General features: G+C 46.1%; 23 protein-coding genes. 21 read left to right on the forward strand and 2 right to left on the reverse strand.

Annotation, left to right across the window (positions count from 1 at the left end; all coding sequences use genetic code 11):
* Positions 1 to 23 precede the first annotated feature (23 nt).
* Both AC4G47_RS08005 and AC4G47_RS08010 read left to right on the forward strand, forming a co-directional pair.
* Positions 24 to 1,334 (forward strand): ABC transporter substrate-binding protein, encoded by a 1,311-nt coding sequence (locus AC4G47_RS08005; protein ID WP_491105666.1) that lies wholly within the window; start codon positions 24 to 26, stop codon positions 1,332 to 1,334.
* 216 nt (positions 1,335 to 1,550) lie between these two features.
* Positions 1,551 to 2,321, forward strand: coding sequence for a glycosyltransferase (locus AC4G47_RS08010; RefSeq protein WP_491105667.1), 771 nt, complete (start codon positions 1,551 to 1,553; stop codon positions 2,319 to 2,321).
* Between the two features lie 118 nt (positions 2,322 to 2,439).
* On the opposite strand, the gene AC4G47_RS08015 is transcribed toward AC4G47_RS08010, so the two are convergent.
* A complete protein-coding gene (locus tag AC4G47_RS08015) occupies positions 2,440 to 2,742 on the reverse strand; it encodes a hypothetical protein (RefSeq protein WP_211080831.1) in 303 nt (100 codons plus the stop codon).
* A gap of 341 nt (positions 2,743 to 3,083) precedes the next feature.
* On the opposite strand from AC4G47_RS08015, the gene AC4G47_RS08020 reads away from it, so the two are divergent.
* The 3 genes from AC4G47_RS08020 to holA all read left to right on the forward strand — a co-directional run bounded on the left by AC4G47_RS08020 (position 3,084) and on the right by holA (position 6,183).
* Entirely contained in the window at positions 3,084 to 3,632 is a 549-nt protein-coding gene (locus AC4G47_RS08020) for an RNA polymerase sigma factor (RefSeq protein WP_017687205.1), read from the forward strand.
* Positions 3,629 to 4,909: a zf-HC2 domain-containing protein gene (locus tag AC4G47_RS08025; protein ID WP_491105668.1), complete on the forward strand. Its 1,281-nt coding sequence runs from the start codon at positions 3,629 to 3,631 to the stop codon at positions 4,907 to 4,909. Before AC4G47_RS08020 ends, AC4G47_RS08025 begins: the two co-directional genes overlap by 4 nt.
* Positions 4,910 to 5,166: 257 nt before the next feature.
* Positions 5,167 to 6,183: a DNA polymerase III subunit delta gene (gene holA, locus AC4G47_RS08030; protein ID WP_458123483.1), complete on the forward strand. Its 1,017-nt coding sequence runs from the start codon at positions 5,167 to 5,169 to the stop codon at positions 6,181 to 6,183.
* Between the two features lie 188 nt (positions 6,184 to 6,371).
* Here the strand turns inward: holA and rpsT are convergent, their stop codons facing one another.
* On the reverse strand, positions 6,372 to 6,644 hold the full coding sequence (rpsT, locus tag AC4G47_RS08035; protein WP_024628504.1) for a 30S ribosomal protein S20: 273 nt from the start codon (positions 6,642 to 6,644) through the stop codon (positions 6,372 to 6,374).
* A 175-nt stretch (positions 6,645 to 6,819) separates the two neighbouring features.
* Between rpsT and gpr the strand changes: the two genes are divergently transcribed.
* The 16 genes from gpr to AC4G47_RS08115 all read left to right on the forward strand — a co-directional run bounded on the left by gpr (position 6,820) and on the right by AC4G47_RS08115 (position 22,736).
* Positions 6,820 to 7,821, forward strand: coding sequence for a GPR endopeptidase (gpr, locus tag AC4G47_RS08040; protein ID WP_458123482.1), 1,002 nt, complete (start codon positions 6,820 to 6,822; stop codon positions 7,819 to 7,821).
* Positions 7,822 to 7,968: 147 nt separating this feature from the next.
* Positions 7,969 to 9,264 carry a stage II sporulation protein P gene (locus AC4G47_RS08045; protein ID WP_491105669.1) on the forward strand — a complete coding sequence of 432 codons (1,296 nt, stop codon included), beginning with the start codon at positions 7,969 to 7,971 and terminating at the stop codon, positions 9,262 to 9,264.
* Between the two features lie 53 nt (positions 9,265 to 9,317).
* On the forward strand, positions 9,318 to 9,677 hold the full coding sequence (locus AC4G47_RS08050) for a hypothetical protein (protein WP_491105670.1): 360 nt from the start codon (positions 9,318 to 9,320) through the stop codon (positions 9,675 to 9,677).
* A gap of 146 nt (positions 9,678 to 9,823) precedes the next feature.
* The gene (gene lepA, locus AC4G47_RS08055; protein ID WP_491105671.1) at positions 9,824 to 11,638 is read left to right on the forward strand and encodes a translation elongation factor 4; all 1,815 of its coding nucleotides are present in this window, start codon (positions 9,824 to 9,826) and stop codon (positions 11,636 to 11,638) included.
* A 141-nt stretch (positions 11,639 to 11,779) separates the two neighbouring features.
* Complete coding sequence (hemW, locus tag AC4G47_RS08060) at positions 11,780 to 12,964, forward strand: radical SAM family heme chaperone HemW (protein WP_458123479.1); 1,185 nt, start codon at positions 11,780 to 11,782, stop codon at positions 12,962 to 12,964.
* 118 nt (positions 12,965 to 13,082) lie between these two features.
* The gene (locus AC4G47_RS08065) at positions 13,083 to 13,553 is read left to right on the forward strand and encodes an N-acetyltransferase (protein WP_017687214.1); all 471 of its coding nucleotides are present in this window, start codon (positions 13,083 to 13,085) and stop codon (positions 13,551 to 13,553) included.
* Positions 13,554 to 13,807: 254 nt separating this feature from the next.
* Entirely contained in the window at positions 13,808 to 14,839 is a 1,032-nt protein-coding gene (hrcA, locus tag AC4G47_RS08070; RefSeq protein WP_036615092.1) for a heat-inducible transcriptional repressor HrcA, read from the forward strand.
* A 35-nt stretch (positions 14,840 to 14,874) separates the two neighbouring features.
* Positions 14,875 to 15,447: a nucleotide exchange factor GrpE gene (grpE, locus tag AC4G47_RS08075; RefSeq protein WP_491105672.1), complete on the forward strand. Its 573-nt coding sequence runs from the start codon at positions 14,875 to 14,877 to the stop codon at positions 15,445 to 15,447.
* A 159-nt stretch (positions 15,448 to 15,606) separates the two neighbouring features.
* A complete protein-coding gene (dnaK, locus tag AC4G47_RS08080) occupies positions 15,607 to 17,451 on the forward strand; it encodes a molecular chaperone DnaK (protein ID WP_062835522.1) in 1,845 nt (614 codons plus the stop codon).
* A 129-nt stretch (positions 17,452 to 17,580) separates the two neighbouring features.
* Positions 17,581 to 18,705 carry a molecular chaperone DnaJ gene (gene dnaJ / locus AC4G47_RS08085; protein ID WP_062835521.1) on the forward strand — a complete coding sequence of 375 codons (1,125 nt, stop codon included), beginning with the start codon at positions 17,581 to 17,583 and terminating at the stop codon, positions 18,703 to 18,705.
* A gap of 242 nt (positions 18,706 to 18,947) precedes the next feature.
* Positions 18,948 to 19,316, forward strand: coding sequence for a hypothetical protein (locus tag AC4G47_RS08090; RefSeq protein WP_336761977.1), 369 nt, complete (start codon positions 18,948 to 18,950; stop codon positions 19,314 to 19,316).
* Between the two features lie 83 nt (positions 19,317 to 19,399).
* Positions 19,400 to 19,579: a YfhD family protein gene (locus AC4G47_RS08095; protein WP_062835520.1), complete on the forward strand. Its 180-nt coding sequence runs from the start codon at positions 19,400 to 19,402 to the stop codon at positions 19,577 to 19,579.
* Complete coding sequence (locus AC4G47_RS08100) at positions 19,572 to 19,964, forward strand: hypothetical protein (protein ID WP_458123477.1); 393 nt, start codon at positions 19,572 to 19,574, stop codon at positions 19,962 to 19,964. The genes AC4G47_RS08095 and AC4G47_RS08100 overlap by 8 nt, the downstream gene beginning before the upstream one ends.
* A 219-nt stretch (positions 19,965 to 20,183) precedes the next feature.
* The gene (prmA, locus tag AC4G47_RS08105) at positions 20,184 to 21,149 is read left to right on the forward strand and encodes a 50S ribosomal protein L11 methyltransferase (RefSeq protein WP_458123476.1); all 966 of its coding nucleotides are present in this window, start codon (positions 20,184 to 20,186) and stop codon (positions 21,147 to 21,149) included.
* Between the two features lie 3 nt (positions 21,150 to 21,152).
* Positions 21,153 to 21,833 (forward strand): site-2 protease family protein, encoded by a 681-nt coding sequence (locus AC4G47_RS08110; RefSeq protein WP_458123475.1) that lies wholly within the window; start codon positions 21,153 to 21,155, stop codon positions 21,831 to 21,833.
* A gap of 138 nt (positions 21,834 to 21,971) precedes the next feature.
* Positions 21,972 to 22,736, forward strand: coding sequence for an RsmE family RNA methyltransferase (locus AC4G47_RS08115; RefSeq protein ID WP_491105673.1), 765 nt, complete (start codon positions 21,972 to 21,974; stop codon positions 22,734 to 22,736).
* The last annotated feature ends 2 nt before the right edge of the window (positions 22,737 to 22,738 follow it).

Consider the following 22,738-nt stretch of genomic DNA (forward strand, 5'->3'; position numbering starts at 1 on the left):
CTAATTCATAGGGGGCTTTATCCATGAAAAAATTTGGGTCAATTTTGTTAGCAGCAACGCTTGCACTTGCAGTAACTGGTTGTGGTGATTCCAATTCCGCGGGTTCAACCGATAATGCTGCTTCAGGTACTTTGAATGGCACGGCCAATAAACCGATAGAGATTACATATTGGTACTCATGGGGGGACAAGATCGCCGAGAACAATGAAAACTTGGTTAAAATGTTTAATGAATCCCAGGATGAAGTCATTGTGAAGGCGGAATACCAGGGATCGTATGCAGATCAGCATTCCAAGGCACAGGCTGCTTTTGCAGCAGGCAATGCCCCTGAAGTTTGGCAAAATGAAATTGCTTCAGTTGGTGTCTTTGCTGAATCTGGCATGACTCAGGAATTGACTTCATTTGTTGAGAAAGATCAACTTGATATGAAGGATTTTATTCCAGGACTAATGGGAAATTCTTACGTGAATGACAAGCTGTATGCACTTCCTTATTTACGAAGTACACCAATCCTGTATTTGAACCGTACAATGCTGAATGAGGCGGGACTTGATCCTGCTGGACCGAAGAATTGGACGGAATTTGAAGATTATGCACGCAAGCTAACAGTTAAGGATCAGCGTTACGGTATCTCGATGCCTGTTGATATTTGGTTCTATGAGGCTTTTGTTAGACAGAGCGGAGGAACAATGATTAGCGAGGATGGGAAAAGTGCAGCATTCAATAATGAAACCGGAATTGAACCAGTGAAGTTGTGGCTGAAGATGAAGAATGAAGGCATCATGAGCATCGGTACGACTGATGATGCAGGTACACAAGCGAAGACGGATTTCCACAATCAGCGTGCTGCGATGCTCTTCTCCTCAACTGCGGACTTGACCAATAATATGAAGGTTGCAGAAGAGCAGGGTTTTGAACTTGGGACGACATTTATGCCTGCGAATGATACGTATGGAGTGCCAACAGGTGGTGCCAACCTGGTGATGACTTCCGGACTGTCTCCAGAAAAGCAGGAGGCAGCGTGGAAGTTCATTAAATGGATGACCGCCAAAGAGCAAACGATATACGCAAGCTCCTTCACGGGATATTTGCCTAGCCGAGTCAGTGCAGTGGAAAGCGATGATATGAAGAAGCTTTATGAGGAAAAGCCGTTGTTTAAGGTGGCGGTAGATCAACTGGAATATGCAGGTCCGCGACCAATGCAGAAGGTGTATCCAGAGATTGGTGAGATGATCAAGGATGAGATTCTTCGCGCGGTTGTTGATTCGTCCATCACGGCAGAGGCAGCTATAGCTGAAGCAGCGAAGAAGGCCGATGCCCTACTGAATAAGTAAAATGATAAGACTAAGAGGCTAGGCGGTATAATTTCCGCTTAGCTTTTTTGTTGTATGAGTCCATGGAAAGTCGCTATTTAATTTGTACTTAGCAGCCCCTAACTTGCTTTCAGGAAATGAATTATGCTACTAGTAATTTGTCCATTGCAATTTTACTGGAAATACATATACTATTCAGATCTTTGATCATTTGAACACCAAAGGAGGGCTAAGTGCGTGTCTAAGGAAAAAAAACTCATTATAGAAATGCTCTTTAATAACTGGGGGGGGACATCGGACCGACTCACCAAACAATGGATAGAATACAGAATAGATATATTCATGAAATATACACTCAAGAGCCTGCTCCTTCAATCTTCTCAGGATTTTACCTGCTACGTGCTATATGATCCGAAGTCTGAGAACCTCGTACAAGGGACACTAAAAAACTACCCTCCCCTGCCTTCCAATATCTGTTTTGTTACACCTATATATTACAAAGCTCATGTATTCCAAGATATTGAGGAGTTCAAGTATTTGTACCGTGTCTATCTGTCCAGCGACGATATGTACCACAAAGATTTTATTAAACAACTGCACGTCTATGAACCACAAAAGGGCACGGTTGCCTTGATACCTCAATACGGTTACATCTACGATTCAGTACAAAAGCGACTGGGGAATTTTTTTTTCTGGCTTCCCAGCTACGGTGTAACACTTATCCATGTAGATGAGTGTTTAAAAGGACAAGCAGCCAGTTATACCTGGCGCGATGCACTAAAGGTACCCAGGGAATTTATTCATATCAAAGAACCCATCTGGATCAATCATATTCATGGACAGAATACAGGAACGACTTTTGACAATGTACTGGATTGGAAAATAGCTAATGTTCATGATGCTTGTACGTTGGAGCCTTGGAATAACAGTAAGCAACCTAGAGCAGTTTTTGGTCCTGAAATTACAAAGCCAAATGAAATCGAACAGATATTGAACAACTTTTTCTGAATATACGCTTCTTTCCCGGAAGAGGATCCAACAAGCAAAGCCCGCTTTCCGTTACCCTCCACGAGGGAGAATATCGGAAAACGGGCTATTTCTTTAAATGGTTGAAATAATATAAGAACTACTCAATGCCATCCTTAAAGTGTTTGTTCCAGTGTTTGTCGCCTTTATGCAGCAGATCTTCTACCGTTTTCTCAAGAGTCATCAACAGCTGTGCTCTAACATCAAGTACGGTTTCTCTGTACAGGCGTTCTTCCGATCCAACGATTTTATCGCCGTATAATGCCTGTGCAGCAACGTACTTCCGATGTTCCTCGACCAGAGTATCAATGGATTCCAATGCATGTTCCACAAAATGGGAAATGCTTTGATATTCTTTGGGCATTTGTTCTTTTAAAGCTTGAATTTTCGCAAGAGCTGGCATGCTCATCACCTCGTGTTTATGAATGTAAATTTACAATACACTATTTTCATGAAAGTTACATTAAAAATAGCTTAAATTTGGACTTTATTTATTTTTGGGACCAAAAAAGTGTTTAGCTATAATGTATGCCATTGCATTAGAATTGAGTCGTGTAAGTAATGGAATCCCTTTTGTACTCGTTTGGTGACTCGTTATGCGATTTCTGTTATTCTAAGAGAAGATTTCAGCGGCCCTAATACATACGCCGTTATTTTGTTATGGCAAATTAAAAAAATACTTAACTTTGCAACAATTTTATTGATGATCACGTCTGTAAGGTTGCAGGGAGAGGGGGATCCTTTGTGGTAGAGCCGGAACTCATCAGAGCCGCTCAATCGGGCGATCGCGACGCTCTAATTACCCTATTGCGGGAGATTGAACAACATGTCTATCGGACCGCATATTACATTCTAAATAATGAACAGGACGCTTTGGATGCTGCTCAGGAAGCGTTGATCCGAATTTACACCAAAATCAACTCATACGAAGAAAAGGCCCAATTTAAAACATGGGTACAACGCATCGTCACGAACATCTGTATTGATAAATTCAGAAGAACCAAGCCGTCTGTCTCCATTGACGAACATGACATGGTTTTTCAGGATAATCAGGATGTGGAGTACGAGGTCATGTCTACATATGTGGCCCAAGACATTCAGGATGCGATCAACAAGCTTCCCGAGCATCATCGTACCGTTATTGTTCTAAGATATTTGCAGGACTTATCCTACAACGAAATTGCGGATTGTCTCGATCTTCCGTTAAATACGGTGAAATCTTATCTATTTAGAGCCAGACAACAATTACAGAATCTACTACAGGAATATCAGAAAGGTGGTGTGACAGGATGAAATGCGAAGAGGTGGTGGAATGGATGCACCGCTATCTGGATCATGATCTGGGCGAGGCGGAAACCGCACAGATGCTACAGCATGTGGCGAAGTGTCCGGAGTGCGCCGAGAATTTTAGTTTACTCAGAGCTCTTTCCAGAGAACTGGAGGAGTTACCGCAAGTAAGCCCGAAGTTTAGTCTGGTGGATGCGATTATGCCACAGCTTGATGCCATTGACGAAGCGCGGAGGGAACAAAGTAGCACCATACAAGAAATGAGTCCTGTCCCCGCTGCATTTGAGAATTTACAACGTTCAAGTGAGCGGAAAACGAAGCAAAAATGGCTTAACTCGATGGCAGGACGTATGTCCATGGGTGCAGCGGCTGCGGCAGTTATATTGGGATTCGCCATCTGGGGAAATCCGCCTGAACAGATTGAGAATGCCGATTCCATGCTGATGAGCTCTGGAGCTTCTCAAGAGAGCGGTAATGTGGATGAGAATCCATTAAGCAAGAATATTGAAAATTATGATCCTGCCATTTCGTCCCAACCAAGCAGCAACGATGTGTTTGTGGATCAATCGAATGTTTCACCAACTGAACCAGATAACCAAGACGTAGAAACAATTCCTGAAGAGAATGGTGGAGATAAGGTAGAGGAGCCTGAAGTTCAGGTAGATCAAACACCTAAACAACCGGCAACCGAGCCAACGCCTGCTCCAAACAAAGGAACGCAAGATGATTCGTCCAATTCTCCTTCGACGGATAGTCAGAAGGACCTGACGCCGAATCCGGATTCCGAGCCGCAAAATCAGGATTCGGAAAGTGCTCCTACTTCTTCAGCAGATGGAAAAGTGAATCGGACAACGCAACCAGATAGCGAAGATGATCAAACCTTCACTTCTCAGGATACAGCACCTAATATGACTGAAGATGCTCCGGTAGAAGGCGATGCAGCTACTGATTCCGGTACAGGTGCAGACTCCTCTGGAGGTAACAAAGGATTCGCAGGACCAGATCAGGGGATCACCTCAACGGCAGCATCCAAAGAATGGAAATCACCTGACGGCTCTTATGTGGTTATGCTTATTGGTGATCAAATCAGCATATACTCCAAACCTGTGAATGAACCCGATGTTCTGAATCTGGTTGAACAGCGAAATATAGAGGGGACACTGAAGTCAGCGAGTTGGTCGAAGGATGGCACCCTGTTTAATTACGAAACGGACAAGGACGGAACAATGGCGAAGAACTCGTTTAGTGTACCTTCTGTTTCAGGTGGAGCTTCTGCCAAATAAGTGGAGTTAGGGATTCCAATCCTATAAAACAAAAGAACATCTTCAGTATGACAAGCATATATTGGAAGTAACAAAACGTCCTATCTCAGTTCAACCAACTGACGTCGTATGACCGCACACCAGCTTTTTCTAGAACTGCTGGTATCTGCGTTTATATAGATGTAGGACAGGGGACCTTCATCCGTAACTGGATGTAAGGTCCCTTTGTTGTCTTGCGCTTTTTCTGGTAGGATAAGAGGGATAAGGAGGCACCGTGAATGGATGTGAAAAGTGCAACAAAGGCAATACGTAGTGGAGAACCAGCTCCGATCTATGTGCTGTATGGAACGGAGAAGTATCAAATACAGCAATTTACGGATATGTTAAAAGAGCAGGTTATTGAAGAAGAACATCGCGATTTTGCGATTATTCCATATGATTTGTCTGAAACGGCTGTGGAGGTCGTTATTGAAGAAGCGGAGACCGTACCATTTCTGGTTCCCCGCAAATTGATTATTGTACGCGATGCCAGCCTGTTTACTGCAGGTAAAGAATCCAAGATTGAACACCAGGTTGATCGTCTGCTTACATATATGGACAATCCAGCAGAATACAGTACGATTGTTTTTCTGGCACAGGGGGACAAGCTGGATGAGCGTAAGAAACTGGTGAAGGCTGTCAAGAAACAGGCAGTGGTTCTTGCTTTTGCTCCATTAAGTGGAGATGAGCTGTTGAGTTGGATTGTAAAACTGGCGAAGCAGCGCGATGTCTCTTTTGAAGCTGGTGCGGCGGACACACTTGTTAGCTATGCGGGAACAGGGCTTCAGACGTTATCTGCTGAAGTAGACAAACTATGTTTGTTCGCGGGTAATGGGGGGACAATCAAGCGTGCTGATATTGAATCGCTGGTTGCCCGTAGCACAGAGCAGAATGTATTTTCCCTAGTGGAAGAACTCGCCAATTTGCGATTAGAGAAAGCATTGGCTCTTTTCTATGAGTTATTGAAACAGCGGGAAGAACCGATCAAAATTGCAGCTTTAATCGCACGCCAGTTTCGGATCATGATTCAGGTGAAAGAGTTGGGCCAACAAAGTTACTCCCAGCAGCAGATTGCCAGTCAGCTTGGTCTGCATCCTTACGCTGTTAAGATTGCAGGTGAACAAGCTCGTAAATTTCAGCCGGATCGTCTGAGAATGATCCTGAGTCACCTCAGTGAACTGGATTACCAGATGAAAACTGGAGCTGTGGATAAAGTGCTTGGTCTGGAGTTGTTCCTATTAAGACTTGGTGCGTGAAGTGATTCGTACACCTGATAGAATCATAGTATGAATAACAAACAAAGCGACCTTTGCTCCATGATGGTTAGATCATTGGAATAAAGGTCGCTTTGTCTGTGTCTTATACTTATCGAATCAGATACTAAAAAATCCTGAAAGCCTATGCTGTTCAGGATTTTTCCATTGGATCGTATAAGTAACGCTTCTTACGCTTGTGCGGAAAGAGCGTTCAGTTTTTTCGCCAAGCGAGACTTTTTGCGTGCTGCAGCATTTTTATGAACCAGACCTTTAGTTACAGCCTTGTCCAGCTTTTTGGAAGCAGCTTGAATCGCAGCTTTTGCAGTATCAACTTCGTTACTTACCAGAGCAGCATCAGCAGCTTTAACAGCTGTACGGAGTGCAGACTTCTGGGAAGCGTTGAGTGCGCGGCGCTTGTCGCTCGTTTTTACGCGTTTAACAGCGGATTTGATGTTTGGCATTACATTCACCTCCTGTAAGGCATTTGCATGAATACAAACGTTTCACAACTTAAAATATTCTATCACGCTAGCATGTAAAATGCAACAGATATTCCTACGATGTTCGACATGCTGCATAAAGAAACTCTTTTCCCCACACAATATGCTCAAATGCGGTAAGGGAGGCAGGGACAGAATGACACTGGATTTGCAAAACTATACAGTTCGTACCGATTTGGCAATCGACTCCAAGGAAATGGCGCAAGGTGGACAGAAACAGACGATTCCCGGACTACGGGAAGATGTAGAGAAAAAAGAGGGTATTACGATTACACGTATTGATGTACTTAATGATGAAGCAGCCCAAGCCATTGGTCGGGTGAAAGGCCACTATGTCACTTTGGAGGTGCCGTCACTACGGAATGGTGATACCGTGCTACAGGAGCGTGTTGCCGCTGAGTTCACGCGTGAGATGGAAGACTTTATGATTAAGGCCGGGATCAACAAAACATCCAAGATCCTGATTGTGGGTCTCGGTAACTTGCATGTCACCCCGGATTCACTTGGTCCGCTTGTGGTGGAGAATCTGATGGTGACCCGTCAGTATTTCGAATTGGTGCCGGATCAGGTCGCACCAGGGTATCGGGAAGTCAGCGCGATTGCTCCCGGCGTGCTGGGTACAACGGGCATTGAATCCAGTGACATTGTACAGGGTATTGTTGACCGTACCAAGCCGGATGCCATTATTGCGATTGATGCCTTGGCCTCCCGTTCTCTGGAACGTGTGAATACAACCATTCAGGTAGCGGACATCGGTATCCATCCTGGTTCAGGTATTGGGAACAAACGGCGAGGCTTGACCCGTGAGATATTGGGTGTTCCCTGCATCGCCATCGGCGTACCGACCGTATGTTATGCGTCCACCATTGTGAACAATGTCATTGAGATGATGCGCTCACATTTCAACCAGGAAACGGATCAGACGAAGCAAATTATGGGCATGCTGGACGACATCGGTGAAGAAGATCGCCTGAGTCTGGTGAAAGAGGTACTGGAGCCATTGGGTCATGACCTAATCGTAACCCCGAAGGAAATTGATGAGTTTATCGAAGGCATTGCCAATGTTATTGCTACAGGGCTTAACGCCGCACTTCATGATGCAGTGAATCCGGATAACGTTGCTGCCTATACACATTAAAACTAAAAACTACTCAGAAGAAGGTCCGAATCTATCGGACTTTCTTTTTTTTTGTTCCTGGAATCTTTCATTTTCCTGTTCTATCAAATCTTGCAGGCTCATAGAGTTGAAGTATAAGAGTTGTCCAGCAGGGAAGGAGACAGCAGAATGAACAAGATATTGGCCTGGAATATTGGGAAGTGGAAAAAAAGATGTCTGCACGTGCTGGCCATGGGCCGTACGTTGTTGTTGCTTATGATCATATCCGCTTTGTTTTTTGTCGTACTTGGTCTCGGGGGAATGGCAGAGAAACGCCTAAATAATTCACCCGTTTCTTCCATGAAAGGATTTGCGAGCGCCGTATCAAGCCGCTTTTTCGTCGATATGCTCGGTATGGAGATGCCCCATCTCACCCAGAAAGAACAGACTTCTGCCATATCAGGAGAGAATCTCACCTCTTTTGTCTTCCAATTACTGACGAATGTAAACCCTCAAGACCCCAAGAGCCTGATTGCGAGAGAAATGCCCGGCATGGGTTCCAACCAACCTGTACTGCTCCGGCCTGGCTCTGGTAACGAAAAGGCCGAGGCTCCCGAAGATTATCAGCCCGGTCCTGGTCTTACGGATACGGCATCTGCGGGTGGAGGGAAACCCGGTAGTGAGCTGCATGTTCCACCAGGTCAGGACAACACGGATCCGCCTGATTCGAGGGAGCCTGGAGATGGAGAAGTTAAAGAAGACCCCCCAGCGAAGGATGGCGAGAAAGACAATAGTGGCTCACCGACATCAGGCAGAAAATCAGTTCTTATCTATCATTCCCATCCACGGGAAGGCTACAATCCACTGCTAGGTACGAAGAGTGACAATCCATCATCCGGCAAATCAACAGGCAATGTGTTTCAAGTGGGAAGCTATCTTTCAGACAGTCTGGAGAAGCTGGGAATCGGCGTAGAGCATGCAAAAGATGATTACCCTACCAAAGTAAAGGATTATAACTGGAACTATTCCTATAAATACTCCCGTCAAACCGTAAAAGCGGCACTTGCTCAAAATGACGATCTGACGTACCTCATAGACATTCATCGGGATTCACAGCGTCATGGCAAAACAACGACTACCATTAACGACTTGGGTTATGCCAAAGTGTATTTCATTATTGGACATGAAAATCCGAATTGGCGGCAGAATGAAGCCTTTGCAGCGAAAATTCATAAGAAACTGGAAGCCAAGTATCCAGGGGTATCCCGAGGTGTGTGGGGCAAGGATGGCGGAGGAGCCAACAACGGAGAGTATAACCAAACACTTTCACCCAACAGCATTTTGATTGAGATTGGCGGCATTGACAATACAGGAGCTGAGCTACAGCGCACATCCAAGATTCTCGCTGATATGATTGCCGAGGTGTATTGGGAAGATCAGAAGGTGGACAAAGCCAGTGCAGAGAACTCGTCGCAGGGTGGATAGGAACTATATATGTAAGAAGACAAAAAATAGTAGAGTGACGGGAGGCAAAGCATATGTCCAGATTCGGTAAAAGACTGTTATCCATTGCTGTATTAATGTTGCTGGGTGTTTTGTTCGGAATGCAGCTGGCTGGCAGTAACTTTCATATCGGTAATCCATCAGGTGCCACACCAACCGCCGTGACAACAGAGCGAGCGACATCGGTTACCGAATCTGTTCAGACTGCACCTGTCCAAAAGGAAGTCAAAGAACCACCATTTGTACCTGTACAATCACCAAGCCAAGTGCTTGGGGCAGATCAGAATAAAGCTCCGGTTGATGTACTGGCAGACAAAACGGCTGGACTATTGCAAAATCTGTCTCACAGTGGAATCAAGTGGGTGGTCTCTCTTTTTAGCGGAGTTGCTGAATAAAATACCATGATTTAAAGGTACAATATAACCTCTGGGAGTGAATGATTATACTTTATTATAAAAGTTAGGACATCACGGGATTGATGCACTCTGCATCAACTGTTATAATGAAGTGATTGACACTAGGCTGTTTCTGGGGGTAAGGAATGACTGATATTCGGGCAAGACAACGTAAAATTCGTAACTTTTCTATTATTGCACATATAGATCACGGCAAATCAACACTTGCGGACCGGATCTTGGAGTACACAGGTGCGCTCACTTCACGTGAAATGCAGGATCAAGTTCTGGATAAGATGGATCTTGAACGCGAACGTGGAATAACGATCAAGCTACAGGCAGTTGCTCTGAGCTACAAAGCTGATGACGGTGAAGAGTACTTATTGAATCTGATTGATACACCGGGACACGTAGACTTCACGTATGAAGTATCACGCAGTCTTGCTGCATGTGAAGGTGCTCTGCTGGTTGTGGATGCGGCTCAGGGAATTGAAGCCCAAACACTTGCCAACGTGTATCTGGCATTGGATAACAACCTTGAAATTTTACCGGTTATCAACAAAATTGACCTTCCGAGCGCTGATCCTGAACGGGTGAAGCAGGAAGTGGAAGATGTTATTGGTTTGGATACGAGCAACGCTGTTCTGGCTTCGGCCAAGTCGGGTATCGGGATCAAAGAGATTCTGGAGCAAGTGGTGCAAAGTGTTCCGACACCTACTGGTGACCCGGATCAACCGCTGAAAGCGCTGATTTTTGACTCGCATTATGACCCGTACAAAGGTGTAATCGTATACGTACGTGTTGTTGATGGCAAAATCAAATCCGGTTCCAAAATCAAAATGATGGCAACAGGTAAATCATTTGAAGTCATTGAAGTTGGCGCGTTCAAACCTCGCATGACCATCGTGGACGAGCTGAACGTGGGTGATGTTGGATTTATTGTTGCCGGTATTCGGCATGTAGGCGATACACAAGTCGGGGATACGGTGACAGATGCCAAAAATCCAACACCGGAACCTCTGCCGGGTTATCGTAAAATTAACCCAATGGTGTATTGTGGTCTCTATCCGATCGAAACATCGGACTATGTTGATCTGCGTGAAGCGTTGGAGAAATTGCAGTTGAACGATGCGTCTCTGAGCTTTGAACCGGAAACATCCAGTGCACTCGGTTTTGGATTCCGTTGTGGATTCCTTGGACTGCTTCACATGGACGTTATCCAGGAGCGGATCGAGCGGGAGTTTAACATTCCGTTGATCACAACGGCCCCAAGTGTAATCTATCACGTCACCTTAACCAATGGTGAAGTGATGAAAATCGACAACCCATCCAACTATCCTGAGGTGGGACGGATTGATTACGTCGAGGAACCATACGTCAAGGCAGATATTATCGTACCGAATGATTATGTAGGTACCATTATGGAACTGTGTCAGAACAAACGCGGTGAATATGTGAATATGGAATATCTGGACACGACCAGGGTTACCATTACGTATGAGATTCCGTTGTCCGAGATTGTATATGACTTCTTCGACCAGTTGAAATCCGGTACCAAAGGATATGCATCCCTGGATTATGAGCTGTCCGGTTACCGTCAGTCCAATCTGGCGAAAATGGATATTGTACTCAATGGCGAACAGGTTGATGCTCTGTCCTTCATCGTTCACCGGGACCGTGCCTATAATCGCGGACGCATTGTCTGTGAGAAACTGCGCGAGCTGATTCCGCGGCAAATGTTCGAGGTGCCAATTCAGGCATCCGTGGGTACCAAGGTCGTTGCTCGTGAAACGGTAAAAGCAATGCGTAAAAACGTACTTGCCAAGTGTTATGGTGGTGACATCTCGCGGAAACGGAAACTGCTTGAGAAGCAGAAGGAAGGTAAGAAGCGGATGAAGCAGGTTGGTAACGTTGAGGTGCCGCAAGAGGCGTTTATGGCGGTACTGAAAATTGATGACTAATAATTCAATTTCGGGTACATCACAGAGTGTGTGTATCGAAATTGAATTGTTGCAAACATGGTTACAACACAAAATATTAAATAACTAAGCTGAAAGGGAAGCCGGATGGCTTTCCTTTTTTCAAATAGAGGGGGACTTGCCATGACATTGGCAGCACACAGCCGGAAGACAGGTGCGCCCCAAGCGGTGTATCTTCACATTCCCTTTTGCACGAATAAATGTTTTTATTGCGACTTTAACTCTTACGTTCTGAAAGATCAGCCCGTGATGCAATATCTCGAAGCGCTGGAACGGGAGATGGAACATACAGTTAAGGCCAATCCACCGGGTGAGATCAAGACCATATTTGTAGGTGGTGGTACGCCAACGGCTCTGAAATCGGATGAGATGGCGGTATTCCTTCGTTCAGTCAAAACGTATTTCCCGAATTGGGCGGACGACATCGAATTTTCGATGGAGGCCAACCCGGGAACAACGGATGCAGAGAAGCTCATTGCGATGAAAGAAGGCGGAGTCAATCGCGTCAGTTTTGGCGTACAGGCTTTTCAGAATGATCTGTTGACAGGCATTGGCCGTATCCATAATACGGATGATGTATATCGCAGTCTGGAGAATGCTCGCAAAGCAGGCTTGAATAACCTCTCCATTGACCTGATGTTCGGGTTGCCGAACCAGACCGTAGAGATGTTGAATGAGAGCATCGACAAAGCGCTGGAACTGGATCTGCCGCATTACTCCATCTACAGCCTTAAGGTAGAAGAAAATACACTTTTCCATACACTGTATCAGAAGAACCAGTTACCACTTCCTCATGAAGATGACGAGTTGGAAATGTATCTTCTATTAATGAAACGGATGAAAGAAGCAGGCTATGGACAATACGAGATCAGTAACTTTGCCAAGCCAGGCTTCGAGAGTCGTCACAATATTACCTACTGGCGTAATGAGGACTACTACGGTCTCGGTGCAGGTGCACATGGATATGTGGGCCGCGAACGGCATATGAATATTAAAGGTATAAATCCTTATGTTGAAGCTTCACGTGCAGGACTGCCTCGTCTGGATCATTTCGAGATCGCTCGCCCGGAAGCCATGGAAGATTATCTGATGGTTGGACTGAGAATGCTGGAAGGGGCTTCAGCCTCACGGTTCAGCGAACAGTTTGGAGAGTCCATGGAAGAAGTGTTTGCGAAGCCTTTGGGCAAAATGTTAAACGCCGGCTTGCTTGAGCGGACGGCAGACGGCTTCCGACTGAGCGAGCAGGGTATCCTGTTCGGAAATGACGTTTTTGCGGAGTTTATCGGGTCCATATCGCTGAATTCGTAGCTTGAAATTCTATACGCTCTGTTGTATATTTATTCATATTGATTTTACAGAGCGTGTTATTTTAACAACTACGAAGTCAGCTTTCCTCTGGAAAGCTTGGTAATAGGAGGAGAGCAGGATGTCGGTAATATGCAGAAAAGCCGTGCCGGAAGATGTTGAACCACTGTATGAAATGATTAAGGGCTATGCAGAGCGTGGGATCATGCTTCCGCGATCACGGGAAATACTGCACCGACAGCTGGAACACTTTGTTGTAGCCGAAGTCGATGGTGAAGTGGTGGGTTGCGGATCGCTTTGTCGTCTGGGGAATGATCTGGTGGAAGTCAGATCACTAGGTATTTCGGAAGGGCATAAAGGGCTAGGTATTGGCTCCCGATTGCTGGACCGGCTGGTAGAAGAAGCGGAGAAACAACAGATTCCGAAGGTTATGGCGTTAACCTATGAGGTGTCCTTCTTTCTCAAAAACGGATTTGCCGTGGTGGAAAAAGAGATTTTCCCCGAGAAAGTATGGACCGACTGTGTTCATTGCAGCAAGCAGGATTGCTGTGATGAGATCGCCGTATTAAAAGAGCTTAACGTATCGGCCTAACAACAGAATGGACTGCATGGATCGAGCCGAGTCAACCTCTGCCGAACATGCAGTCCTTTTTACTTCAAACTATCTTCAGTAAAGTTGTTAGTACACCACGACATTGGTCTATACTATAAATAGATGAGCCCACTCATCAAACTCACTTGACAATGTTCACGTCAGTTTGGTATTTTTGTATTACCGCTTAGCACTCATCTAACCGGAGTGCTAACGACATGGGACAGTACAGTCAGAAGGAGGGAATACTCACCATGTTAACAGAGCGTCAACGAATGATTCTGAACGCTATAGTGGATGACTATATCCGTTCAGCTGAGCCCGTAGGGTCCCGGAGCATTTCCAAAAGGGGAGATGTTGGATACAGTCCGGCGACGATCCGTAATGAAATGGCGGACCTTGAAGATATGGGTTTCCTGGAACAGCCGCATACATCGGCAGGACGCATTCCTTCCCATAAAGGCTATCGATATTATGTCGATCATTTGGTTCCTTGGAATCAGGTGGAGCCCCAAGAGTTGGATGATCTGAAGTCGTTCTTCGCCGAAAAGCTGAACGTCATGGAACAAGTTATTCAGCATGCATCCAATATTTTGTCACATATGACAAATTATACTTCGATCCTGCTTGGACCGGAAGTATTCCATACGTCCCTGCGACACTTCCAATTGCTTCCGCTGAACGAGAGTGAAGCTGTGGCAATCATTGTGACCAATACCGGTCAGGTGGAGAACAAGACGGTCCAGATTCCGCCAGAAATCTCGGTAGCCGAGATGGAGAATGTGGTTCGACTGTTGAACACCAAGCTGGTTGGGGTGCCAATTTACAAATTGAAATCCCGTCTCTATACCGAACTTGGGCAAGAGATGGAACGGCATATTACACGTTATGAGGAAGTTATGCAGGTGCTGAACAGTGCCTTTGACAATGAACATGATAATCGTCTGTTCCTCAGCGGTGCCACCAACATGTTGACTCAACCGGAGTTTAAAGATATCGAAAAGGTAAAAGATATTCTTGATCTGCTTGAGGAGACACCAACACTCATGAAATTGATGATGCCCGTGCCGGGTGGATCTGGTATTCAGGTGCGAATAGGCACCGAGAATGACCATGAAGCCTTTGCAAACTGCAGCCTGATTACAGCATCCTATTCATTGGACGGCGAGGCTTTGGGTTCAATCGGTATTCTGGGACCCACGCGGATGGATTACGCACGTGTCATTCATATTCTAAATACACTATCCCGTGATTTGACGGCGATGTTGACGCATCGTTTCAAATAAGAGACGGGAATGAACCATTTCATTCGCATAAGGAGGTGAACATCTTGAAAGAGGAGCAATCATTTACAGAAGAACAAGAGGTAACAGCAGCTGAGCAGGAGCCTGTCAATGAAGCTGGCGCTGCAGAAGCACAAGCTGAAGAGATCGCTGAGCAGGAGCAGGATGAGCTTACACGTCTGAAGGCAGAAGCTGAGGAACAACAGCAGCGTTATGTCCGTGCACAGGCTGATTTTGATAACTTCCGTCGTCGTACACAGAAGGAAAAAGAGGAATTGGCTAAATACGCTTCGATGAAGCTGGTCACCGAACTGGTACCGGTTATTGATAACTTCGAGCGTGCAATGGCTACTGTACCGGAAGGAACAGAGTCCGAATCTTTCTCCAAAGGTATCCAAATGATTTTCCGTCAATTGGAAACTGTGATGACGAATGAAGGTCTGACGGCGATGGAATCGGTAGGACAACCGTTCAATCCTGAATTCCACCAAGCAATCATGCAAGTGGAGAGCGACGAGTACGAAGAAGGTATCGTTGTTGAGGAAGTCCAAAAAGGCTACATGCTGAAGGATAAAGTGCTTCGTCCGGCTATGGTTAAAGTTAGCTCATAATTTCCATACAGGAAAGAATGAGTCAGCTCCATGGTTGAATAATGTGGTCGAAGCTTAATATAAAGGTTTGTACACATAGAGCACGATTAGCAACATGAACATCCAATAAGGGTCATACCTGACCCATTCATTTTAAATTGTCGAGGAGGAAATTTTTCCATGAGTAAAGTAATCGGTATTGACTTAGGAACCACAAACTCATGCGTAGCGGTAATGGAAGGCGGCGAGGCTGTCGTAATTCCAAATCCCGAGGGCGCACGTACAACCCCATCCGTAGTAGGTTTCAAAAAAGATGGAGAGCGTGTTGTTGGTGAAACAGCAAAACGTCAAGCGATCACGAATCCGGATCGTACCATCATGTCGATCAAACGTCACATGGGTACTTCCCACAAAGAAACAATCGATAGCAAAGACTACTCCGCACAAGAGATCTCTGCAATCATCCTGCAAAAATTGAAATCCGATGCTGAGGCTTATCTGGGTCAAACGGTAACTCAAGCAGTTATCACTGTACCAGCTTACTTCAATGACAGTCAGCGTCAAGCGACTAAAGATGCGGGTAAAATTGCAGGTTTGGAAGTTCTGCGTATCGTCAACGAGCCAACAGCAGCAGCTTTGGCATACGGTATGGAGAAATCCGAAGACCAAACCATTCTCGTATATGACCTGGGTGGCGGTACGTTCGACGTATCCATTCTTGAACTGGGTGACGGCTTCTTCGAAGTTAAAGCAACTAGCGGGGACAACCAACTGGGCGGGGATGACTTTGACCAAGTGATCATCGATTATCTCGTAAGTGAATTCAAAAAAGATCAAGGCATTGACTTGAGTAAAGATAAAGCAGCGGTTCAACGTTTGAAAGATGCAGCGGAAAAAGCGAAAAAAGAACTTTCCGGCGTATTGACTACAACGATCTCCTTGCCGTTCATCACTGTTGCTGATGGCGTTCCTCAGCATTTGGAGTTGAACCTGAGCCGTGCGAAATTTGAAGAAATCTCTGAAGGTCTGGTTGAGCGTACGCTCGAACCAACTCGTCGTGCATTGAGCGATGCGGGTATGACGGCTAACGATATTGACAAGATTGTATTGGTTGGTGGTTCCACGCGTATTCCTGCAGTACAAGAAGCAATCAAAAAACTGACTGGTAAAGAGCCTCACAAAGGCGTTAACCCGGATGAAGTTGTAGCTTTGGGTGCTGCTGTACAAGCGGGTGTACTGACAGGTGATGTGAAAGACGTTGTATTGCTTGACGTAACTCCATTGTCCCTGGGTATCGAAACAGCGGGTGGCGTATTCACTAAAATGATCGAGCGTAACACAACGATCCCTACAAGCAAATCTCAAGTATTCTCCACATATGCAGACAATCAACCAAGCGTTGAGATTCATGTTCTGCAAGGTGAGCGCGAGATGGCAGCGGGTAACAAATCGCTTGGACGTTTTATGTTGGGTGATATTCCACCAGCTCCACGTGGCGTTCCACAGATCGAAGTTAGCTTCGATATTGATGCCAATGGTATCGTTAACGTATCTGCAACAGATAAAGGTACAAACAAAACTCAAAAAATCACAATCACTTCTTCCAGCGGTTTGAGCGATGCTGAAGTTGAGCAAATGATGAAAGATGCTGAGCTGCACGCTGAAGAAGATAAAAAACGCAGAGAGCTCGTTGAAGCGAAAAACAGTGCAGATCAATTGATCTACTCTGTTGACAAAACGATCAAAGATCTTGGCGAAAAAGCTGATGCTGGCGAAGTTGAAAAAGCAAATGCAGCCAAAGAAAAACTGCAAGGCGTTTTGGCTTCCGACAACCTGGAAGACATCAAAGCCGCTACAGAAGAACTGACAGAGATCGTTCAACAACTGTCCGTGAAGCTGTATGAGCAAGCACAGGCGCAAGAGCAAGAAGCACAAGGTGCTGAAGAGCAACAAGGTTCCGCAAAACGTGACAACGTTGTAGACGCTGATTACGAAGTTGTGGATGAAGATAAAAAACAAAACTAATTCGTAGTTCTACGCGAATTAAACATCGGTGACGTTCGAATTAGAGGGAAAGTCATAGCCGGGGCTCCCGTGCTTTGGCTTTCCTTTTGTCACGATGTGCGATAAGGTGAATGATATGGGGGTGGAAGAGTGGCTGAAAAGCGTGATTATTATGAGGTGCTTGGCGTTAGTAAAACGGCTAACGACGATGAGATTAAAAAGGCTTACCGTAAGCTTGCCCGTCAGTATCACCCTGACGTAAACAAGGCTGCTGATGCGGAAGCCAAATTTAAAGAAGTTAAAGAAGCTTATGATGTCGTGAGTGACGGTCAGAAGCGTGCACAGTATGACCAATATGGTCATGTCGATCCGAATCAGGGTGGATTCGGTGGTGGCGGTGATTTTGGCGGCGGCGGATTTGGCGACATCTTCGACATGTTCTTTGGTGGCGGTGGCGGCGGACGACGTGATCCAAATGCTCCGCAACGGGGGAATGACCTGCAGTACACGATGACCATTGAATTCAAGGAAGCAGTATTCGGGAAAGAAACCGATATTACGATTCCACGTACCGAAGGCTGTGATACCTGTCATGGCTCAGGTGCCAAACCTGGAACGAAACCGGAAACATGCTCGGTCTGCCAAGGTAGCGGTCAGCAGGAAGTCGTGCAAAATACACCGTTTGGTCGTATGGTTAATCGTCGTGCATGTTCGAACTGTAGTGGTTCGGGCCAGATCATCAAAGAAAAATGTACGACGTGTAGCGGTAGCGGTAAAGTCCGCAAGCAACGCAAAATCCATGTTCGCATTCCAGCGGGTGTAGATGATGGCGCGCAACTGCGTATGACAGGCGAGGGCGAGGGCGGTCTGCGTGGCGGACCAGCGGGAGATCTGTATATTGTCATCCGCGTGAAATCACATGATTTCTTCGAGCGTGAAGGCGACGATATTTATTGTGAAATCCCACTCACCTTTGCCCAGGCAGCTCTGGGAGATGAAGTTGAGATCCCGACGTTGACCGAGAAAGTGAAGTTGAAAGTACCAGCCGGTACACAAACGGGAACGTATTTCCGTCTCAAAGGCAAAGGTGTACCACGCCTGCGCGGTATGGGGCAAGGGGATCAGCATGTGAAAGTGGTTGTGGTTACACCTAGTAAGCTGAATGACGAGCAGAAAGATCTGCTTCGCCAGATTGCTGCGCTGGATGGAGAGCAAACACATGAGCATGAGCAATCCTTCTTTGACAGAGTGAAACGCGCCTTCCGTGGCGACTGAGGATAAAATATAGCAAGCCTAAAAGGACACCGCAGCGGTTTTTACCGCAGGGTGTCCTTTTTTGCATGCCCTTTGGAGTGGCTATCCACTGGTTTTGGCAAAATCCATGGATTTAGGATACGAAGAACGGCAGCAAATTGTGGGAGCATTCGGTATATTCTGAGCGAACTTGCGGAAAGATAGCATGGCGAGAATGATATGCATAGCTGTTATGCGAGAAATTAGGGAAGCAGGTGAAGCGGATGACCGAGAAAAATATTTTGGCGTACTTTAACAGCCCGGAGCAAGCTCAAGGGGCAGCCAAAAAACTGGAGGCATTGCGAGTGGAGGACCTGTCGATTAATCGATTCAGCCGATATGCGGGTGTAGGACCAAGCGGGGCTTCCTACAAGCCGGGCGTTTCCGGCAGTTTTTCATCATGGGTGCCCGATTCAATGCAAACGAATGCCAGTGCTGGAATCATGGCTGCGGCGGACCCTTCTGCAAGCGGCATGAGTGATGGTGGACAGGGTGGACCTACAGGAAGAGACGTATTACTAACTGTCGTCGTAGATGAGTCGGTACATCACCGTGCTATGTCCATTATCGAACAAGCCGGTGGAATGATCTAGTTTCAGGAAATCTATATAAGATGAACAGAGAATTACACTTTAACACGTATTAGTTCATTTTAATTTGAGGGAGGAACATAACAATGGCAGAACACGAACGCCCAGGCAAGATTCTCACGAAAACGGAAAAGATGAAACGATTGCAGTCCGCCAAAAATGAAGACGTGGAATTCAGCGCTGAAGCTGCGGATCATGAAGATATAGAGGCACTACGCCGCAGTGAAGCGGCTGATCGACGTCAGGGACGGGAGCTTCATGACTGAAGATCGCTCGGCAGTGACCCTCGAAGCTGTTTTTACCAGCTGGACTGAGGCGGAGTCTGCACGCAGAGCCCTGGAATTGTTGCACCCGAACCAATTAAGTATCGAGAGCGTTAGCAATGAAGCGTCTGCATTGGACTCACACGATGTTACGGGCTCCGATAGTTCTCCTACGGCCGTCGTCGGAGGATTCAGTGGTGAACTGAACGTACTTGCCCTGATTAGTGATGAAACGGAAATGTTATCAAATGGTCAGGTCTATGATACGCCCGAAGAGGATTCGGCAAACAGGCTAAAACAAGAGATATTGCTGACTGTTTCCGTCTCCAACGATTCGTTACCGCAAGCCGCAGAGATGATCACTCAGAACGGTGGACGTTTTTGCTAAATGAGCATTTTGCATATATCCCGTGAGCGATATGATTCGAATTATGTCAAATGCTTAAGTGAGTGAAACTGATAATAATGAATACATGACAGGATATTCGTGCGGTCAAGCTGCGGATATCCTGTTTTGTTTTTCTTTTACTGATGCGGCTTTGTACTCCGGCTCGCTTGTGTAGTACAATAGTTGGGATGTTTGAAAAATGAGGAGGAAAAACCAAGTATGTTATGGCATGAACTAACAATACATACCACAGAGGAAGCTGTGGAGATGATTTCGAATTTTTTACATGAAGCGGGTGCTGGAGGGGTTTCAATTGAAGAGTCCGGTACTTTAAATAAAAAACGGGACACGACATATGGTGAGTTATACGACGTTCCTTTGAATGATATTCCTGAAGGCTTTGCGGTCATCAAAGGGTACTTCTCCGAAGGTACGGATATGGTTGCATTGCAGTCAGAAGTTAACCCGAGAATTGAGGAACTCTCTGAATTCGGAATTGATACGGGTGAGGTTCGTTATGAGACGCGTACAGTGGACGAAAATGACTGGGCAACGGCCTGGAAGCAATATTTCAAGCCGGTACGTGTATCAGAACGTCTGACGATTAAACCAACGTGGGAAGAGTATACGCCAGAAAGTCCGGATGAGAAAATTATTGAGCTTGATCCAGGCATGGCATTTGGTACAGGAACTCATCCAACGACTTCACTCTGCTTGCGCACACTGGAAACGGTTATTCAAGGCGGCGAGGAAATCATTGACGTAGGTACAGGTTCTGGCATTTTGGCAATTGGAGCGATAAAGCTTGGCGCTAAACATGTGTTGGCGCTCGATCTGGATCCAGTTGCGGTAATCAGTGCCAGGGAGAATGTGGAACTGAATGGGCTGGAGCAACAAATTACGGTTAAAGAGAGTGATCTGCTGTCCGTCCTTGGGAATCAGGACCCTGCACTTGGAGTACAACTGCCTGTTAAGGTTGTGGTTGCTAACATTTTGGCAGAAATCATTTTATTGTTCGTGGACGATGTCTATAATGCACTTGAGTCTGGGGGTACTTATATTGTATCGGGCATTTGGAAGAACAAAGAGCAGGTTGTGCATGATGCACTGGTAGCCTCCGGGTTTGAAGTGAGTGCCATCCACCGTGATGAGGATTGGCTGGCGTATGTAGCCAGAAAGGGGTAACGTATGGACTTTTGGAATTCGTTCTTTCGTTATCCGATCGATCAGCTGCCATTCTTCCTGCTGACCATTCTGATCGCATTTACGGTGCATGAATTCTCGCATGCATATTTCGCCAACAAATTCGGTGATCCGACAGCCAAGCTGTTGGGTCGGGTCACGCTCAATCCAGTTGTGCACTTTGACTTGTTTGGTGTGCTGTTGCTCATTATAGCCGGCTTTGGTTGGGCGCGTCCGGTTCCGGTTAATCGGGCTAACTTCGACAAGCCTAGATTGATGGGCATCATCGTATCCGCAGCAGGGCCTCTGAGCAATCTGTTGCTCGCGATCATCGGTACAATCATCTATGCTTCACTGGTTGGTTCGGGAGCACTCGGCGGCATTGATAATGAGCGGTTGCTGACAGCAATCACGACGTTCTTCGCTATTTTTAACCTGACAAACTTTTTCCTGTTCCTGTTTAACTTGATTCCGTTACCCCCGCTGGATGGTTATCGGATTCTAGAAGATGTACTGCCACCTTCAATCAGCCGCAAGCTGCAAGGTGTGGAGCAATGGTCCATTTTTATCTTCCTATTGATTCTTGTTATACCTCCGTTGCAAAATGCGACGATTCAACCTTTGTATGAGTTTGCGCAAACAATGTATGTGGATCTGGCAAAGCTGGTTATTGAATTATATCGCTAAAAGCGCATTGTGTTATGGACTGGAATACTGGTCAGAAACACGTAAAAGTTGTATGATCATCTGTGGCGATTGGATTCACGCCTGTCATCAGGTGGAGTGAATTCCAGTCATAACAGGACAGAATGGGTGGATTGACTAATGCAGCGATATTTTTTATCTGCAGAACAGTTTAATGAACATGCTGTGATCATCACAGGTGATGATGCACGCCATATCGGCAAGGTTATGCGTGGTAAACCTGGAGATAAACTGATTGTCAGTGACGGAGACTCCAGAGAAGCACTAGTGGAAATTGAAAGTATTGAAGCAGGCCAAGTGACGGCCAATATTGTAGAGTCTTTGGTTATGGACCATGAAGCGCGAATTCGCGTAACCGTTGCACAGAGCTTACCCAAAGGCGACAAGATGGAGACAGTCATCCAGAGATGTACCGAGATTGGGGCGGTATCATTTGTACCTTTCCTATCAGAACGTACGATTGTGCAATATGATGCCAAGAAAGAAGGCAAACGGTTGGAGCGGTGGCGGAAAATTGCCAAGGAAGCTGCTGAGCAGAGTCACCGGAATCGCATTCCATCCGTGGAGCAGCCACTTTCCTGGAAAGGGCTGTTATCTTCTTTTGAGGGCTATAGCCTGGTATGTTATTGTTATGAGAAAGAAAACGGTAAGCAGCTGAGAGACGCGCTGAAACCGTTTGTTGAGCAACTTGCACCTGATGCAAGTGCAGAAGTTTTGATCGTTGTTGGACCGGAAGGTGGATTTTCTGAGAAGGAGACGGCAGAGGCCGATCAGGCAGGTGCTGTATCTGTTGGGCTGGGCAAGCGCATTTTGCGTGCCGAGACAGCTGGAATGGCGGCACTCACTTGTGTGCTATATGAATCCGGAGAAATGGGAGGAATGTAATT

Source organism: Paenibacillus sp. Negev47 (assembly GCF_058313655.1).

Coding starts and splice junctions, on each gene's coding strand:
- AC4G47_RS08005 (WP_491105666.1), top strand. CDS start 24: ATGAAAAAATTTGGGTCAATTTTGTTAGCAGCAACGCTTGCACTTGCA.
- AC4G47_RS08015 (WP_211080831.1), bottom strand. CDS start 2,742: ATGCCAGCTCTTGCGAAAATTCAAGCTTTAAAAGAACAAATGCCCAAA.
- AC4G47_RS08025 (WP_491105668.1), top strand. CDS start 3,629: ATGAAATGCGAAGAGGTGGTGGAATGGATGCACCGCTATCTGGATCAT.
- holA (WP_458123483.1), top strand. CDS start 5,167: ATGGATGTGAAAAGTGCAACAAAGGCAATACGTAGTGGAGAACCAGCT.
- rpsT (WP_024628504.1), bottom strand. CDS start 6,644: ATGCCAAACATCAAATCCGCTGTTAAACGCGTAAAAACGAGCGACAAG.
- gpr (WP_458123482.1), top strand. CDS start 6,820: ATGACACTGGATTTGCAAAACTATACAGTTCGTACCGATTTGGCAATC.
- AC4G47_RS08045 (WP_491105669.1), top strand. CDS start 7,969: ATGAACAAGATATTGGCCTGGAATATTGGGAAGTGGAAAAAAAGATGT.
- AC4G47_RS08050 (WP_491105670.1), top strand. CDS start 9,318: ATGTCCAGATTCGGTAAAAGACTGTTATCCATTGCTGTATTAATGTTG.
- lepA (WP_491105671.1), top strand. CDS start 9,824: ATGACTGATATTCGGGCAAGACAACGTAAAATTCGTAACTTTTCTATT.
- hemW (WP_458123479.1), top strand. CDS start 11,780: ATGACATTGGCAGCACACAGCCGGAAGACAGGTGCGCCCCAAGCGGTG.
- AC4G47_RS08065 (WP_017687214.1), top strand. CDS start 13,083: ATGTCGGTAATATGCAGAAAAGCCGTGCCGGAAGATGTTGAACCACTG.
- hrcA (WP_036615092.1), top strand. CDS start 13,808: ATGTTAACAGAGCGTCAACGAATGATTCTGAACGCTATAGTGGATGAC.
- dnaK (WP_062835522.1), top strand. CDS start 15,607: ATGAGTAAAGTAATCGGTATTGACTTAGGAACCACAAACTCATGCGTA.
- AC4G47_RS08090 (WP_336761977.1), top strand. CDS start 18,948: ATGACCGAGAAAAATATTTTGGCGTACTTTAACAGCCCGGAGCAAGCT.
- AC4G47_RS08095 (WP_062835520.1), top strand. CDS start 19,400: ATGGCAGAACACGAACGCCCAGGCAAGATTCTCACGAAAACGGAAAAG.
- AC4G47_RS08100 (WP_458123477.1), top strand. CDS start 19,572: ATGACTGAAGATCGCTCGGCAGTGACCCTCGAAGCTGTTTTTACCAGC.
- prmA (WP_458123476.1), top strand. CDS start 20,184: ATGTTATGGCATGAACTAACAATACATACCACAGAGGAAGCTGTGGAG.
- AC4G47_RS08110 (WP_458123475.1), top strand. CDS start 21,153: ATGGACTTTTGGAATTCGTTCTTTCGTTATCCGATCGATCAGCTGCCA.
- AC4G47_RS08115 (WP_491105673.1), top strand. CDS start 21,972: ATGCAGCGATATTTTTTATCTGCAGAACAGTTTAATGAACATGCTGTG.